14 protein-coding genes are annotated in these 14,697 nt (G+C 58.4%); 12 read left to right on the top strand and 2 right to left on the bottom strand.

Translation table 11 applies throughout. The annotated features are described in order from the left end of the window. Positions 1-720 precede the first annotated feature (720 nt). Positions 721-2,739, top strand: coding sequence for an excinuclease ABC subunit UvrB (gene uvrB, locus C8D90_RS16470; RefSeq protein ID WP_115459562.1), 2,019 nt, complete (start codon positions 721-723; stop codon positions 2,737-2,739). Positions 2,740-2,824: 85 nt separating this feature from the next. On the opposite strand, the gene C8D90_RS16465 is transcribed toward uvrB, so the two are convergent. Continuing rightward, positions 2,825-3,253 carry a carboxymuconolactone decarboxylase family protein gene (locus C8D90_RS16465; protein ID WP_115459561.1) on the bottom strand — a complete coding sequence of 143 codons (429 nt, stop codon included), beginning with the start codon at positions 3,251-3,253 and terminating at the stop codon, positions 2,825-2,827. Positions 3,254-3,495: 242 nt separating this feature from the next. Here C8D90_RS16465 and dusC point away from each other — a divergent pair, with 242 nt between their 5' ends. From dusC to C8D90_RS16440, 5 genes are all read left to right on the top strand, one after another. Then, the gene (gene dusC / locus C8D90_RS16460; protein WP_115459560.1) at positions 3,496-4,437 is read left to right on the top strand and encodes a tRNA dihydrouridine(16) synthase DusC; all 942 of its coding nucleotides are present in this window, start codon (positions 3,496-3,498) and stop codon (positions 4,435-4,437) included. Between the two features lie 82 nt (positions 4,438-4,519). Continuing rightward, the gene (gene tam, locus C8D90_RS16455; RefSeq protein ID WP_115459559.1) at positions 4,520-5,293 is read left to right on the top strand and encodes a trans-aconitate 2-methyltransferase; all 774 of its coding nucleotides are present in this window, start codon (positions 4,520-4,522) and stop codon (positions 5,291-5,293) included. Positions 5,294-5,557: 264 nt separating this feature from the next. Continuing rightward, positions 5,558-6,496: a D-alanyl-D-alanine endopeptidase gene (pbpG, locus tag C8D90_RS16450; RefSeq protein ID WP_115459558.1), complete on the top strand. Its 939-nt coding sequence runs from the start codon at positions 5,558-5,560 to the stop codon at positions 6,494-6,496. 133 nt (positions 6,497-6,629) lie between these two features. Continuing rightward, positions 6,630-7,550, top strand: a complete 921-nt coding sequence (locus C8D90_RS16445; RefSeq protein ID WP_115459557.1) for a DUF808 domain-containing protein — start codon at positions 6,630-6,632, stop codon at positions 7,548-7,550. Positions 7,551-7,643: 93 nt separating this feature from the next. Then, positions 7,644-8,234: a Yip1 family protein gene (locus tag C8D90_RS16440; protein WP_115459556.1), complete on the top strand. Its 591-nt coding sequence runs from the start codon at positions 7,644-7,646 to the stop codon at positions 8,232-8,234. A gap of 36 nt (positions 8,235-8,270) precedes the next feature. On the opposite strand, the gene yajD is transcribed toward C8D90_RS16440, so the two are convergent. After that, entirely contained in the window at positions 8,271-8,615 is a 345-nt protein-coding gene (gene yajD, locus C8D90_RS16435; protein WP_115459555.1) for an HNH nuclease YajD, read from the bottom strand. Positions 8,616-8,985: 370 nt separating this feature from the next. Here yajD and C8D90_RS16430 point away from each other — a divergent pair, with 370 nt between their 5' ends. From C8D90_RS16430 to C8D90_RS16405, 6 genes are all read left to right on the top strand, one after another. Continuing rightward, positions 8,986-10,035: a fatty acid desaturase gene (locus tag C8D90_RS16430; protein WP_115459554.1), complete on the top strand. Its 1,050-nt coding sequence runs from the start codon at positions 8,986-8,988 to the stop codon at positions 10,033-10,035. Positions 10,036-10,145: 110 nt separating this feature from the next. Further along, positions 10,146-11,021: a glycine betaine ABC transporter substrate-binding protein OsmF gene (gene osmF, locus C8D90_RS16425; RefSeq protein WP_196238520.1), complete on the top strand. Its 876-nt coding sequence runs from the start codon at positions 10,146-10,148 to the stop codon at positions 11,019-11,021. A gap of 27 nt (positions 11,022-11,048) precedes the next feature. Further along, positions 11,049-12,191 carry an ABC transporter permease gene (locus C8D90_RS16420; protein ID WP_230473034.1) on the top strand — a complete coding sequence of 381 codons (1,143 nt, stop codon included), beginning with the start codon at positions 11,049-11,051 and terminating at the stop codon, positions 12,189-12,191. Next, positions 12,188-13,141, top strand: a complete 954-nt coding sequence (locus C8D90_RS16415) for an ABC transporter ATP-binding protein (protein ID WP_115459551.1) — start codon at positions 12,188-12,190, stop codon at positions 13,139-13,141. Before C8D90_RS16420 ends, C8D90_RS16415 begins: the two co-directional genes overlap by 4 nt. Then, complete coding sequence (locus C8D90_RS16410) at positions 13,128-13,889, top strand: ABC transporter permease (RefSeq protein ID WP_312026880.1); 762 nt, start codon at positions 13,128-13,130, stop codon at positions 13,887-13,889. Before C8D90_RS16415 ends, C8D90_RS16410 begins: the two co-directional genes overlap by 14 nt. Positions 13,890-13,902: 13 nt before the next feature. Then, positions 13,903-14,694, top strand: a complete 792-nt coding sequence (locus tag C8D90_RS16405; RefSeq protein WP_115459550.1) for a phosphate/phosphite/phosphonate ABC transporter substrate-binding protein — start codon at positions 13,903-13,905, stop codon at positions 14,692-14,694. Positions 14,695-14,697: the final 3 nt, after the last annotated feature.

Raw genomic sequence — 14,697 nt, 5'->3', positions numbered from 1 at the left:
CCAGCGCCGCGTCGGCGCTTGCTCGGACAATTTCAGTGCAAGTTGGGGCGCCTCCCTGATGCCGTCATGCAACGCAGGCAGAGAATATAACGATTCGTTTGTTTCATTTTTTGTTTAGCGCATACGGGAATATAGCAGGCAGAAAAAAACTGAAAATTTAACTAAAAATAGCCTTTCGGTAATTTTTTATGACGAGCCGTCATTTTTCTGTAACTCAGGCCGCAGGCGGGGCGGTGGGAGTTATCCACTATTCCTGTGGATAACCTTGTGTATGAGACTTAGAAAACAGGGATGAAAGCAGATGAGACGCGGGTTACGGACGGGTTGCCCGGAAAGTCGTCCTTTTTTTTAATGATAATAATTTCAATGTGTTAACTAAAATCAAGCACCTCGGCATACAATTGATGCCGGATATAGAAGGGCTTGACAAAGACATATGATAAACGCTAACTCAGACGACCGTGCTGGGGATAAATGTCATTGTCAGGTGAAAATTGTAAAACTTGTGTAATCTGATGGAAATGAATCCTGTGCCGCCTCCATAAAAACAATATTATAAGTTTCAAGCTGGTTGTATATACAGTATAATCATACCGGCCGCTAATAATCCAGCAAGAATCAGAAATGATTGCCCGCAAGTGAATCACGGCATAACCTTCAATACATACAGCGGCGTTATTATTCCCCGTATCAGAGCTGCAAGCCCGCAAGGTGTCGACCATGAGTAAAGTGTTCAAATTACATTCTGCATTCCAGCCTGCCGGCGATCAGCCAGAGGCTATCCGTCGTTTGGAAGAAGGGCTGGAGGACGGGCTTGCGCACCAGACCTTGCTGGGGGTAACCGGTTCGGGCAAGACATTCACCATTGCTAACGTCATTGCCGATCTGAACCGGCCGACCATGGTGCTGGCGCCGAACAAGACGCTGGCGGCGCAGTTGTACAGCGAGATGAAGCAGTTCTTCCCGGAGAACTCGGTGGAGTATTTCGTTTCTTATTACGACTACTATCAGCCGGAAGCTTATGTTCCCAGCTCCGATACCTTTATCGAGAAAGACGCCTCCGTCAACGAACACATCGAGCAGATGCGTCTGTCCGCCACCAAGGCGCTGCTGGAGCGGCGTGACGTCGTGGTGGTGGCGTCCGTGTCGGCGATCTACGGCCTGGGCGATCCGGATGCCTACCTGAAGATGATGCTGCATCTCACCAAGGGGATGTTGATCGATCAGCGCGCGATCCTGCGCCGCCTGGCGGAGCTTCAGTACACGCGCAACGATCAGGCATTTCAGCGCGGTACGTTCCGGGTGCGCGGCGAGGTCATCGATATCTTCCCCGCAGAATCCGATGAGGAAGCGCTGCGCGTTGAGCTGTTTGATGAGGAGGTGGAGCGGCTGTCGCTGTTCGATCCACTGACCGGGCAGGTGCTGTATGAAGTGCCCCGTTTCACCGTTTACCCTAAGTCTCACTACGTTACGCCGCGCGAACGTATTCTTCAGGCAATGGAAGAAATCAAAGATGAGCTGGCGGAGCGGCGCAAAAATCTGCTGGCGAACAATAAGCTGCTGGAAGAGCAGCGCCTGACGCAGCGCACCCAGTTCGATCTGGAGATGATGAATGAGCTGGGTTACTGCTCCGGCATTGAAAACTATTCACGCTACCTCTCCGGGCGCGGGCCGGGCGAGCCGCCGCCCACGCTGTTTGACTACCTTCCCGCCGATGGCCTGCTGGTGGTGGATGAATCCCACGTAACCATTCCCCAGATTGGCGGCATGTACCGCGGCGACCGTGCGCGTAAAGAGACGCTGGTGGAGTATGGGTTCCGCCTGCCTTCGGCGCTGGACAACCGCCCGTTACGCTTTGAGGAATTTGAGGCGCTGGCGCCGCAGACGATTTATGTTTCTGCGACGCCGGGGAATTACGAGCTGGAGAAATCCGGCGGCGATGTTATCGATCAGGTCGTTCGTCCGACCGGGCTGCTGGATCCCAGGCTGGAGGTACGGCCGGTATCCACGCAGGTGGATGACCTGCTGTCTGAAATCCGTAAACGCGCGGCGATCAATGAACGCGTGCTGGTAACGACGCTGACGAAACGCATGGCGGAAGACCTGACGGAATACCTGGAAGAGCATGACGTACGCGTGCGTTACCTGCACTCCGATATCGACACCGTAGAGCGCGTTGAGATAATCCGCGACCTGCGCCTGGGCGAGTTTGACGTGCTGGTGGGGATCAACCTGCTGCGTGAGGGGCTGGATATGCCGGAAGTGTCGCTGGTGGCGATTCTGGACGCGGACAAAGAGGGCTTCCTGCGTTCCGAGCGTTCACTGATTCAGACTATCGGCCGTGCCGCGCGTAACCTGAACGGAATGGCGATTCTGTATGGCGATCGCATTACGCCGTCGATGGCGAAAGCTATCGATGAAACCGAGCGCCGCCGCAGTAAGCAGGAAGCGTATAACGAAGCGAACGGTATCGTGCCGCAAGGGCTGAACAAGAAGATTGCCGATATCCTGCAAATCGGCGATGGTCCGGCCCGCGGCCGTAACAAAGGAACCCGGACTTCCCGTGCGGCGGAGCCGGCAGCAAAATATCAGGCGATGTCGCCGAAGCAGCTTGAACAGAAAATCCGCGAGCTGGAAAGCCAGATGTATACGCACGCACAGAATCTGGAGTTTGAGGAAGCGGCGCGTCTGCGTGATGAAGTACAGGCGTTGCGCGACCAGTTTATCATCGCATCATAATTATCGGGGCGGCATTGCCGCCCGTCAGATTTCATTTTTTACTGCCGCGATACCGGGTGTGGAAGCACCCGGCGTATCCGTTCTGTCACTGGCGCATACTGATGGCCAGCCGGTTAAACGCGTTCATCAGGCTGGTGGCAAAGGTCAGATCGGCAATTTCCGCGTCGGTGAAGTGCGTTTTCAGCGCCGAGAATAAGGCATCCGATGTACCGCTGTGTGCGATGTCGGTGACGGCTTCCGCCCAGTCGAGCGCGGCACGTTCACGTTCGTCAAAGGCTTCGGATACGCGCCAACCTGCCAGCGTGTCCAGCTTGTGCTGTGCGTACCCGGCTTTGCGCAAGGCTTTACTGTGCATGTCCAGGCAGAAAGCGCAGCCGTTGATTTGTGATACCCGCAGATATACCAGTTCGATTAAATGGCCCAGCGGGCTTTGCGCCAGCGCCTGATTGCACTGGATTAAGCCGGCATAGGCTTGCGGGGAGAGTTGACCATAGGCGAGACGAAGTTGTGACATGACGGTGACCTCATAAACGCTGTCTTTGTGTGAGCAGAAACTTTAGGCTCCGGAGGCAACAGAGTACAGGGTCACGGCCGATCTTTTTATACGCCACTCAGGCGTATCGTTATGCGTTAGCTGCATCAACGGGAAACGGTGGGGGTGATCTCCTGTTTTCCGCGCCGGATCGTTGTTCTCCCGTTGCGGGCAGGCGATGAACTCAGTACCATTTGCGCCTTTCCGGTTATCAAGGGCGGGCAATGCGGGTACTACTGGCTCCGATGGAAGGCGTGCTGGATTCTCTGGTGCGCGAGCTGCTGACCTCGGTCAATGACTACGATTTATGCATCAGCGAATTCGTGCGCGTGGTGGATAATCTGCTGCCTGAAAAAGTGTTTTTGCGTCTGTGTCCGGAGCTGGAGCGAAACAGCCGTACGGCGTCGGGAACGCCGGTGCGGGTGCAACTGCTGGGGCAGTATCCTCAGTGGCTGGCGGAGAATGCCTGTCGCGCCGTGGAACTTGGTTCTTACGGCGTTGATTTTAACTGCGGCTGCCCATCCAGGGCGGTAAACGGCAGCGGCGGCGGCGCAACGCTGCTTAAAGATCCCGAACTGATTTATCAGGGGGCCAAAGCGATTCGCGCTGCCGTACCGGCGTCGTTGCCGGTGACGGTGAAGGTCCGTCTGGGATGGGACTCCCCGGCGCGACGATTTGAAATCGCCGATGCCGTGCAGCAGGCAGGGGCGACGGAAATCGTCGTTCATGGCCGCACCAAGGAGGATGGCTATCGCGCCGACCGCATTGACTGGCAGGCCATTGGCGAGATCCGCCGGCGTTTGACTATCCCGGTGATTGCCAACGGCGAAATTCGTGACTGGCAGAGCGCTCGTGCCTGTATGGATGAAACCGGCTGCGACGCGGTAATGCTGGGGCGCGGTGCCCTCAATGTGCCTAACCTGTGCCGCGTGGTGAAATACAACGAACCGCCGATGCCGTGGGATGCGGTGATGCAACTGCTCCGGCGTTATGTCCGGCTGGAAAAGCAGGGAGACACCGGGCTGTATCACGTAGCCAGAATCAAGCAATGGCTGGGATATCTGCGTAAAGAGTATCCCTGCGCGGATGAGCTGTTCCGCCAGGTGCGTGCTCTGATGACATCAGCGGAGATTGCCGCCGTTATTGAACGTGAGTGCGGCGACTGACGTTTTTATCTGGCGCATCGATCGTAACCCACCTATCTTATTTCCCGGATCTTCTCATTGTCGCTTTTCTTCCGGGAGTGTTATGAAAGACTGGAATCCCGAGCTTTATCTGCGTTTTGAAGCGGAAAGAACCCGCCCGGCGGCGGAGCTGCTGGCGCGAATTTCCGCCGTTTCACCCGCCTGTATCAGCGACCTGGGCTGCGGCCCCGGCAACAGCACGGCGTTGTTGTATCGCGCCTGGCCGCAGGCCGTTATCACCGGCGTTGATTCTTCGTCCGCCATGCTGGCAAAAGCGGCCGAACGGCTGCCTTCCTGCCTGTTTCAGCAGGCTGACATCACTACCTGGCATGCGCCGCAGCCGCAGAACATTATCTATGCCAACGCCTCGCTGCAATGGGTACCCGATCACCGGCGACTGATTCCGCACCTGGCCGGTCAGCTGGCGCCGGGCGGCGTACTGGCTTTTCAGATACCGGATAACCTGGATCAACCCTCGCACCAACTGATGCGCAAAGTTGCGGGCGAAGAGGCGTGGCGGGAGCGCTTTGGCGATATCGGGCAACTGCGTGAAAAGCCGCTTAGCGCCGATGACTATTATGATTTACTGACGGAAAGCGGCTGTCAGCCCGATATCTGGCGCACGACTTATTACCACGTCATGCCGGATGCACAGGCGATCGTCGACTGGCTCCGGGCTACCGGGCTGCGTCCGTTTCTGGATAAGCTGAACGACGACGAACAGGAACGGTTTTTACAACGCTATTTGGCGGAGTTACGGCTGGCTTATCCGCCGCGCCGTGACGGTTGCGTATTGCTGGCGTTTCCGCGCTTGTTTATCGTGGGCGGAAAGGTCTGATATTTTATTATTTAACAATACATTGCAATAGTTTTTGCCGCCGCGCTTTTTACGGCGCGCGCGACAACTTAGCTTCATATTTCAATCACATCTGGATACATAAATTATATAAATTAGATATGGGTTGAATAATCTTAAAACGAGTATGATGAACCGTTTCGTCCTATGCCGTCCGGCGTGGCGGGGCACGTTGCGGAATGTCAGGCTATGGGAGCCTTGTGCAGCCGGTTCCGGTTTTGTTGATCATTTCATGAAATAGATATCATGCGTGCAAAACTTCGTATCTCTTTGTTAAGTTTACTCTTGGTGGGAAGCAGTATGGCGGCGCTCACGCCGGTGTTCGCCAGCGAAAATACGCCAGATGCGCACAGCGCCTCTCCGCTGGTGCTGGCATCGGGCAGTGCGTTGGTGGTGGACCTGCAAAACAATAAGGTGATCTACTCCAGCAATCCGAACGTTCAGGTGCCGATCGCGTCGATTACCAAGCTGATGACGGTCATGGTGGCGCTCGACGCCAAGCCCGCGCTGGACGAAGTGATCTCGGTGGATATCCACAATACCAAAGAGCTGAAAGGCGTATTCTCCCGGGTGAAGGTCGGCAGTGAAGTCAGCCGCCGTCAGATGATGCTGCTGGCGCTGATGTCGTCGGAAAACCGCGCCGCCGCCAGCCTGGCTCATAACTATCCGGGCGGCTACGACGCCTTTATCCGGGCGATGAACGCCAAGGCCCGCGCGCTGGGAATGAATCACACACGCTACGTGGAGCCGACCGGCCTGTCCGTCAATAATGTCTCAACGGCCCACGATCTGGTCCGTTTGCTGGAAGCGACGAAAAAATATCCGTTGATCAGCCAGTTAAGTACGATGGAGAGTGAAACGGTAACATTCTCTCATCCGGTGTACACTCAGACGTTCAATAATACCAATCACCTGGTCCGTAACGACACCTGGAATATACAGCTGACCAAAACCGGGTTTACCAACCAGGCGGGGCACTGCCTCGCCATGCGCACCACGATCGGCGGCCGTCAGGTGGCATTGGTGGTGCTGGATGCCTTCGGGAAATATACCCATTTCGCCGACGCCAACCGGCTGCGCGAATGGATGCTGACCGGTAAAGCTGCGCCGGTGCCGGCGGCGGCGCTGAGTTACAAAAAGCAGAAAAGCTTGCATCAGCGCGGCGTTCAGGTCGCGGAGAACTGATCGTTTCCTGATATCCTTGCCTGCCGCGTGTCCGAAACACGCGGCTTTTTCCCCTCCCTGAAAAACTCGCGGAAGACATTTTCTCTTCCAGCTTCTATGATGTCGCGACATTGACCAATGAAAGGGTTTCCCTGTGGCTGGCAGCAGTTTACTGACGTTAATTGATGATATCGCCTCCGTGCTTGATGACGTCGCCATGATGAGCAAAATGGCGGCGCGTAAGACCGCCGGCGTCCTGGGTGACGATTTGGCGCTGAATGCGCAGCAGGTGAGCGGCGTTCGGGCTGAACGCGAAATCCCGGTGGTGTGGGCGGTAGCGAAAGGGTCGCTGCTGAACAAAGTGATTTTGGTTCCTCTCGCGTTATTGATAAGCGCCTTTATTCCCTGGGCGATTACGCCGTTGCTGATGCTGGGCGGCGCGTTTCTGTGCTACGAAGGATTCGAGAAGATCGCGCATCGTTTCCTGCATGGTAAGGACGAAAAGCAGGACGCGGCGGAGAGCGAGAGCATTCCGCAGGATTTGGCGTTATACGAGAAGCAGAAAGTGAAGGGCGCCGTACGCACCGACTTTATTCTTTCCGCGGAAATCGTGGCGATTACCCTGGGCACGGTCGCGGAGGCGACGTTCCTGCAACAGGTGATCGTGCTGAGCGGCATCGCGCTGATCATGACCGTCGGGGTTTACGGCATTGTGGCCGGCATCGTCAAACTCGACGATTTGGGGCTGTGGATGAGTAAAAAATCGTCGGCGCTGGTGCAGCGCACCGGCGGTTTGATCGTCAATGCCGCGCCTTATCTGATGAAGCTGCTTTCCGTGGTCGGGACGATGGCGATGTTTATGGTCGGCGGCGGGATTATCGTTCACGGCCTGCCGTGGGTGCATCATCTCGTCGAAAACCTGGCCGCCGCCGGCAGTACGTTGCCGGTGATCGGTTCAACTATCGGCTTCGCCGGCGCCACGCTGCTGAACATGCTGTTCGGCGTGGTCGCGGGGGCGGTGGTGCTGGCGCTGGTCGGCACCGTTACTCGCCTGTTGCCGCGCCGGAAAGCCTGACCTCTGAGGCAGGATGCGGTAATCACACCTATAATTGCTATCAGGAGCGCCGCGCTGGCGGTGCGCCGCTGAAGATATCAGGGGGTGTGTATTATGAGTAACCATGTTTGGGGACTGCTATCGCATCCGGCCCAGGAGTTCCGGGAAATCCGGCAGGAGAATGAGGCGCTGCCTCATCTTTATGCTCACTATATCGCCTTTATGGCCGCCATTCCGGTGGTCTGTTCATTTATCGGCACCACGCAGTTCGGCTGGAATTTCGGCGCAGGGCGGGTGTTCCGTGTCGAGCCGGTAACGGCGCTGGTTATTGCCATCATCTTTTATGCGCTGATGCTGGGCGCGGTGGCGCTGGTGGGGCAGGTCATCCACTGGATGGCGAGCCGCTACGCGAACACGCCCTCGTTGCAGCAATGCATCGTTTTTGCCGCGTATGTCGCTACGCCGATGTTTCTCAGCGGCGTCGTGGCGCTGTACCCGCTGGTCTGGCTGTGCATGCTGGCGGTGATTGCCGGCGTGTGTTACAGCGGCTATTTGCTGTACCACGGCATACCCAGTTTTCTGGGGATCGACAAAAAGCAGGGATTCATCTTTTCCGGCTCGACGTTCGCCATCGGGGTGCTGGTGCTGGAGTTGCTGCTGGGGATTACCGTGATTATGTGGGGCTACGGCTCCGATCTGTTCTGATCGATCCGCGGAGGGGAATGCCCTCCGCGGGCGTCATCACTTCTTATTCATCATTGCTTTCAGATTGGCGAAGGGGTTATAGGTTGCCTCTCCGACGTCTTTCTGCGCATCCTCGCCTGCCACGACGCGGGAGCCGTACTGATCGGCTTCGGTATACTTCGAGTGTTCGTGGTCATGGCAGTACAGACAGAGTAATTCCCAGTTGCTGCCATCTTCCGGATTATTGGTGTGATCGTGATCGATGTGGTGCACGGTAAGCTCGCGCAGGTTGGAGTAAACGAACTCGCGTGAACAACGACCGCATACCCAGGGGTACAGTTTCAGCGCCTTTTCGCGATAACCGTTTTCCAGGCGGGCGTAGTTTTTGGGGATAATCGCCATAACGGACAGACCTTAAAAAATCAGAGAGAATGGCGATATAGTAGGTCAATTTACGCGGCAGACACAAACGGTGTGTCAGGAATGTACGTAAATAATGATGCCGGCCAGAATTACACCGGCGACGCCGCCGAGCGTCATCAAAAACAGGGTGCCGACAATCAGTTTGTTACCCATCAGAATGCCTCTGCAGTCAACGATACGGCCGCATTATAACGCGCCGGCCTCATCCCTTTCTAACCATTTTGCAACATATTTACCACTTATTCGGGATTTTATATTTCTTTTGGTAATTTAAATTTCATTTTTATTATTTAATGGAATTAAAAGAAACAGGAATACTGGGCGCATTTCCGTTACCGAAGAGGCGCTTATGAGCCAGTCGTCCGCATATTATCTGAATGACCGTCAGCGGCAGCGCATCGAGCGCTGGAGAGCTTCATGGCTTTGGCGCCGGGAGCTTCCTACCTGGTGCGTCATTGCCGCGATTTATGGCGGCTGGTTCGGCGTGGTGCTGAACTGGCAAACGTTAGGCGCCGGGTGGGGAACGCCGCTGTTGATCGTGCTGACGACCTGGTACATGTCGCTCCAGCATGAGCTGATTCACGGTCATCCGACGCGTTTCCCCGCGCTGAATGCGCTGCTCGGGCTGTTGCCGCTGGCGGTGTGGTATCCCTATGCGGTGTACCGCGACGGCCATCTGGCGCATCACCGCAATGAAAACCTGACGAATCCCCTCGACGATCCGGAATCCTATTACTTCACCGCCGAGCGCTGGCAGCATGCGCCGCGCTGGTGGCGCGGCCTGATTCGCCTGCGCAACACGTTTCCGGGCCGGTTGCTGCTGGGGCCGGCGCTGGGAATTGCATCCCTGCTGCGTGAAGAGGTGAGCCGCATCGCCGGCGGCGATCGCGGCCGTGTCGCCGTGTGGGCGGTGCACTTCACGCTGTTGGCTTTATTACTGCTGTGGCTGGCGCAGCGCGGGATCGCCCCCGGATTTTATCTGTTCGCCATCAGCTACCCGGCGCTGGGGCTGGCGATGGTTCGCTCATTTTATGAACACCGTGCGATGGACGAACCTCCAGCCCGTTCTATTATTAATGAGGCGGCATGGCCCTGGCGCCTGCTGTTTCTCAATCTGAACTATCACATCGTGCATCACGATCTGCCGGGCGTACCCTGGTACGGGCTGCGGCGGATTTATCTGGCGGATCGCGGGGCCTATCAGGTGCGTAACCGGGGCTTCGTGGTTGGCGGATACGGCACATGGCTGCGGCAATATTTTTGGCGCGCCCTCGACGTCGGCGCCTGGCCGCTGCAAAACGTGCGGGAAAGCGAAGCGCCTCCTCCCGCATTGCCGGAATGGTTACCGGAAGTGAACGAATACGAGGTCAACGTAATTTATGGCCGGGCGCCGTTTTGAACAAAAATACACGTTGTGTTAACGACATATTAATGAAAGGTAAGGGGCGTATGATGAAGGGCAGGTATTTTGCAGGTGGTGCGTTGCTGGTTTCCGTCCTGACGGCGGGCATGGCATTTTCCGCGCAGGCGGAGGAGGGCGTGCGGGTTGGTTCGAAAATTGATACCGAAGGTTCGCTGCTGGGCAACATAATCGTGCAGGTTCTGGATGCCAACGGCATCAAAACCGTGAATAAGTCTCAGCTGGGCACCACCAAGGTGCTGCGCGGCGCGATTACGGCGGGCGAGATTGATATTTACCCGGAATACACCGGCAATGGCGCTTTCTTCTTTAATGATGAAAACGATACGGCCTGGAAAGACGCGCAGCAGGGGTATGAGAAGGTTAAACAGCTGGACTATCAGCAGAATAAGATCGTCTGGCTGACCCCTGCACCGGCCAACAACACCTGGAGCATCGCGGTACGCGAGGACGTGGCGCGCGACAATAAGCTGGAAAACCTGGCGGACTTGGCGCGTTGGCTCAAGGACGGCGGTAAATTTAAGCTGGCGGCGTCGGCGGAGTTTATCGAGCGCCAGGATGCCTTACCGGCGTTTGAAAAGGCTTACGGCTTCAAACTGGATCAGGACCAGTTACTGTCGCTGGCGGGCGGCGATACGGCGGTCACCATTAAGGCCGCAGCGGAGCAAACTTCCGGCGTGAACGCCGCGATGGCTTACGGCACCGACGGCCCGGTGGCGGCGCTGGGGCTGAAAACCCTGGCCGATCCCAAAGGGGTACAGCCGATTTATGCCCCGACGCCGATCGTTCGTGAAGCGGCGCTGAAAGCGCACCCGAATATCGCGGCGCTGTTGCAGCCGGTATTCGCGTCACTGGACGGGCCGACCCTGCAAAAGCTGAATGCGCGTATTGCGGTGGAAGGGCAGGATGCGAAAAAAGTAGCCGCGGGTTACCTGAAAGAGAAAGGCTTCATCAAGGCGGAATAACGGCATCTGCCGGGTGGTGTAACTGACGTGGTAAAAAATCGGGTATTGCTGACGCTGTGGGTGTTGCTGGCCTGCGCGCTGTGTTTTCTGCCTTTGCTGACGCAGGCGGCGAACCGTCTGGTGTCGGGAACGGGCATTCCGCTATGGCAACTGAGTTATGGCGCGCAGGCGGCGGTGCTGCTTCCGGCCGCCGCGCTGCTGGCGCCGGTGTTCACCGGGCAAAACAGGGCGACGTACCGCTGGAGCTACGCGCTCAGCGTCCTGGCGTTATGCGGGCTGTGGGGCGTGATTGCCTGGCAGTCGCTGCTGCTCGCCGGCGCTGAGGAGAGCCTGACCCGCGTGTCTCTGGGCGGCGGCGCCTGGCTGGCGACGGCGCTCTGCCTGCTGGCGGGCGGTGACGCCGTGCAACGGCTTACGGCGCGCGCGGATCTGCGTATCGCCTTTGGGGTGCTGCTGTTTTTGCCGGGGATAGTGCTGTTGTCCAGCGGCGCGCTGCGCGGGCTTTCGCTGCTGAAGGAGTACGCCAACCGGGAGGACGTGTTTACCCTGGCGCTGTTCCAGCATCTGGGGCTGTTGCTGGGGACGCTGCTGATCTCCGCCGCACTGGGGTTGCCGCTCGGCGTGGCGGCGGCGCGTCACCGGCGCTGGCGCGGCATGTTGTTTCCCCTGCTGAACGTGATTCAGACCATCCCTTCCATCGCCCTGTTCGGCCTGTTGATTGCGCCGTTGGCCGGTTTGTCGCGCCTCTGGCCGTGGCTGGGCATCAGCGGCATCGGCACCACGCCGGCGCTGATCGCTCTGGTGCTGTATGCGTTGCTGCCGCTGGTGCGCAGCGTGGTTGCCGGGCTGGAGCAGGTACCCGGCGCGGTGGTGGACGCCGCGCGCGGCGTCGGTATGACGCGCAGGCAGATTCTGCTGCGCGTGGAGCTTCCCCTGGCGCTGCCGGTGGTGCTGAGCGGCATGCGTATCGTGGCGGTGCAAACCGTGGGAATGGCGGTGGTTGCGGCGCTCATCGGCGCCGGCGGGTTCGGCGCCATCGTGTTTCAGGGGCTGCTCAGCAGTGCGCTGGATTTAGTGTTGTTGGGTGTTATTCCGGTGATTGCGCTGGCGGTTGTCGTCGACACCTTATTCAAGTTTTGGGCCTCTCAATGGGAAACGGAGCGCCGATGATTCATTTTCGTCATGTAAGTAAAGCATTCGCGGGGCGCCCTGCGGTGGAAGATCTGGATTTACACATCGCCGAGGGGGAGTTTACCGTGCTGATCGGTACCTCCGGCTCCGGCAAATCCACCACGCTTAAAATGATTAACCGCCTGATTGAGCATGATCGCGGGGAACTGACGTTTGCCGGTGAGGACATCAGCCGTTTCCGCGCAGAAGATTTACGCCGCCGCATGGGGTACGCGATCCAGTCCATCGGCCTGTTTCCGCACTGGACGGTGGAAGAGAACATTGCGACGGTGCCGAAGCTGCTGAAGTGGCCGGCGACGCGCATCCGTGAGCGGGTGAGCGAATTGCTGGAGCTGCTTAACCTGAACGAAGGGCAACTGCGCCGGCGTTATCCGCATCAGCTTTCCGGCGGGCAGCAGCAGCGCGTCGGCGTGGCGCGCGCGCTGGCGGCCAATCCGGAAGTGTTGCTGATGGACGAACCTTTCGGCGCGCTGGACCCGGTGACCCGCACCGCCCTGCAACAGGAAATCGCCCGCATTCACAGCCTTTCCGGACGCACTATCGTGCTGGTCACCCATGACATCGACGAAGCGCTCAGCCTGGCGGATCGCATCGTCCTGATGGACGGCGGCAGGGTGATTCAGCAGGGGACGCCGCATACGCTGCTGACCCGGCCGAACAACGATTTTGTCCGGCAATTTTTCGGCGGCAGCGACGTGGGCATCAAGCTGCTGGGCCTGGGACGGGTGGAAAAATACGTACGGCAGGAAACGTTTTCCGGCACGCAGCCGCCGCTGTGCGCCGGGCTGAGCCTGCGTGAGGCGCTGTCTGAGTTCATCAGCCGCGGTACGGACAAACTGCCGGTGGTGGACGGCTGCGGCGAGCCTGTAGGCGTACTGCATTTCGCCGATCTGCTGGCGCAGTCAGGAGGCGGCAATGATGGACGATGACCTGCCGGCCCCTGCGCGGCGGCGTTGCGATCCGCTCATTTGGGGCAGCGTGCTGCTGCTGGCGCTGATGTTCGGCATGCCGCATATGCACGCCTTTTTCGCCTGGCTGTTCCCGGAGCAGGTACGGCCGGTTTACCTGCAGGATACCTTCTGGAGCCTGACGCTGGCGCATGCCGGACTGGTATGCGTTTCCAGCCTGATTGCCGCGCTGATTGGCATCAGCGGCGGTTTATTCGTCACGCACCGCGCCGGCGCGGAGTTCCGCCCTCTGGTCGAAACCGTGGCGGCCATCGGGCAAACATTTCCGCCGGTGGCGGTGCTGGCGATCGCAGTACCCCTGATGGGGTTCAGCGCTGAGCCGGCCGTCATTGCGCTGACGCTGTACGGCCTGTTGCCGGTGTTACAGGGCACCATCAGCGGCATTGAGTCGGTGCCGCCGTCGGTGCGGGAAATCGCGTACGGCGCCGGGATGAGCCGCACGCAGGTTCTGCTGCGCGCGGAGCTGCCGCTGGCGGCGCCGGTGATTCTGGCCGGCGTGCGGACTTCCGTCGTTATCAACACCGGGACCGCGGCGATCGCGTCCACCGTAGGCGTAAAAACGCTGGGGTTGCCCATCATCATCGGCCTGAGCGGGTTTAACACAGCATACGTGTTGCAGGGCGCGGTGATGGTCGCGTTGCTGGCGATTGTGACTGACGCCGCGTTTGAGCATGCGGCGCTGAGGCTGACGCGTTGGCGTCGCACATAACAAGGAGGATGACATGCGGGCTTCTTTACCGATGTATGACGTACGGCGCGCCGACGTCGAGTTGTTGTGGCAGGGGATTGCGTATTGGCTGCGGCGCGAAGGCGTTATGGAGCGGGGCGTAACGCTGAGCTGGCCGGAGGATTTTTACGAACACTGGCAACAGCCGGATTTACTGCTGAGCCAAACCTGCGGTTTTCCGCTGCAGGAAACGCTGCGCGATCGGGTAGAAGTGGTCGGCGCGTTCAGCTATCTGGCTGAGGGGTGTGAAGACATTGACTACCGTAGCATGCTGGTGGCGCGTGCCGATGAGCGCGCCGACGATATCGCTGATTTTCGCGATCGCCGGGCGGCGTATAACAGCGAAGACTCGCATTCCGGCTACAACGCGCTGCGGGCGCTGATCGCACCGCTGGCGAAGAACGGCCGTTTTTTCGCTTCCGCGCACCGTACCGGCTCCCATTACCATTCTCTGCTGGCGGTTAAGCATAATGAAGCGGATATCGCCGCCGTGGACTGCGTGACGCTGGCCTTGCTCCAGCGTGAGAAACCGGCGTTGCTACAGGAACTGCGCGTTATCGGCATGACGCCGGCGGCACCGGGCCTGCCGCTGGTGACGTCCGCCAGAAATGCGGAAATCATCCCGGCGCTGCGGCGGGCGCTGCGTGAGGCGATGTCGGACGTCCGCCTGCAACAGGTTCGCGATGATTTGCTTATCGGAAGTTTTCATCCGGTGGGACGGGGGCTATGGCAGCGCTGCACCGAGCTGAAACAGCTGGCGCAGCGCTACGGCGTAACGCAACTATAGCGG

Source organism: Enterobacillus tribolii (assembly GCF_003363015.1).
GTDB lineage: Bacteria > Pseudomonadota > Gammaproteobacteria > Enterobacterales > Enterobacteriaceae > Enterobacillus > Enterobacillus tribolii.
Note: the sequence above shows the minus strand (reverse complement) of the source record. Positions and strands in the feature narration are given on the sequence as shown.

Excerpts from the sequence above, each read along its gene's own strand:
- uvrB (WP_115459562.1), top strand. The coding sequence starts at position 721 with ATGAGTAAAGTGTTCAAATTACATTCTGCATTCCAGCCTGCCGGCGAT.
- C8D90_RS16465 (WP_115459561.1), bottom strand. The coding sequence starts at position 3,253 with ATGTCACAACTTCGTCTCGCCTATGGTCAACTCTCCCCGCAAGCCTAT.
- dusC (WP_115459560.1), top strand. The coding sequence starts at position 3,496 with ATGCGGGTACTACTGGCTCCGATGGAAGGCGTGCTGGATTCTCTGGTG.
- tam (WP_115459559.1), top strand. The coding sequence starts at position 4,520 with ATGAAAGACTGGAATCCCGAGCTTTATCTGCGTTTTGAAGCGGAAAGA.
- pbpG (WP_115459558.1), top strand. The coding sequence starts at position 5,558 with ATGCGTGCAAAACTTCGTATCTCTTTGTTAAGTTTACTCTTGGTGGGA.
- C8D90_RS16440 (WP_115459556.1), top strand. The coding sequence starts at position 7,644 with ATGAGTAACCATGTTTGGGGACTGCTATCGCATCCGGCCCAGGAGTTC.
- yajD (WP_115459555.1), bottom strand. The coding sequence starts at position 8,615 with ATGGCGATTATCCCCAAAAACTACGCCCGCCTGGAAAACGGTTATCGC.
- C8D90_RS16430 (WP_115459554.1), top strand. The coding sequence starts at position 8,986 with ATGAGCCAGTCGTCCGCATATTATCTGAATGACCGTCAGCGGCAGCGC.
- osmF (WP_196238520.1), top strand. The coding sequence starts at position 10,146 with ATGGCATTTTCCGCGCAGGCGGAGGAGGGCGTGCGGGTTGGTTCGAAA.
- C8D90_RS16415 (WP_115459551.1), top strand. The coding sequence starts at position 12,188 with ATGATTCATTTTCGTCATGTAAGTAAAGCATTCGCGGGGCGCCCTGCG.
- C8D90_RS16410 (WP_312026880.1), top strand. The coding sequence starts at position 13,128 with ATGATGGACGATGACCTGCCGGCCCCTGCGCGGCGGCGTTGCGATCCG.
- C8D90_RS16405 (WP_115459550.1), top strand. The coding sequence starts at position 13,903 with ATGCGGGCTTCTTTACCGATGTATGACGTACGGCGCGCCGACGTCGAG.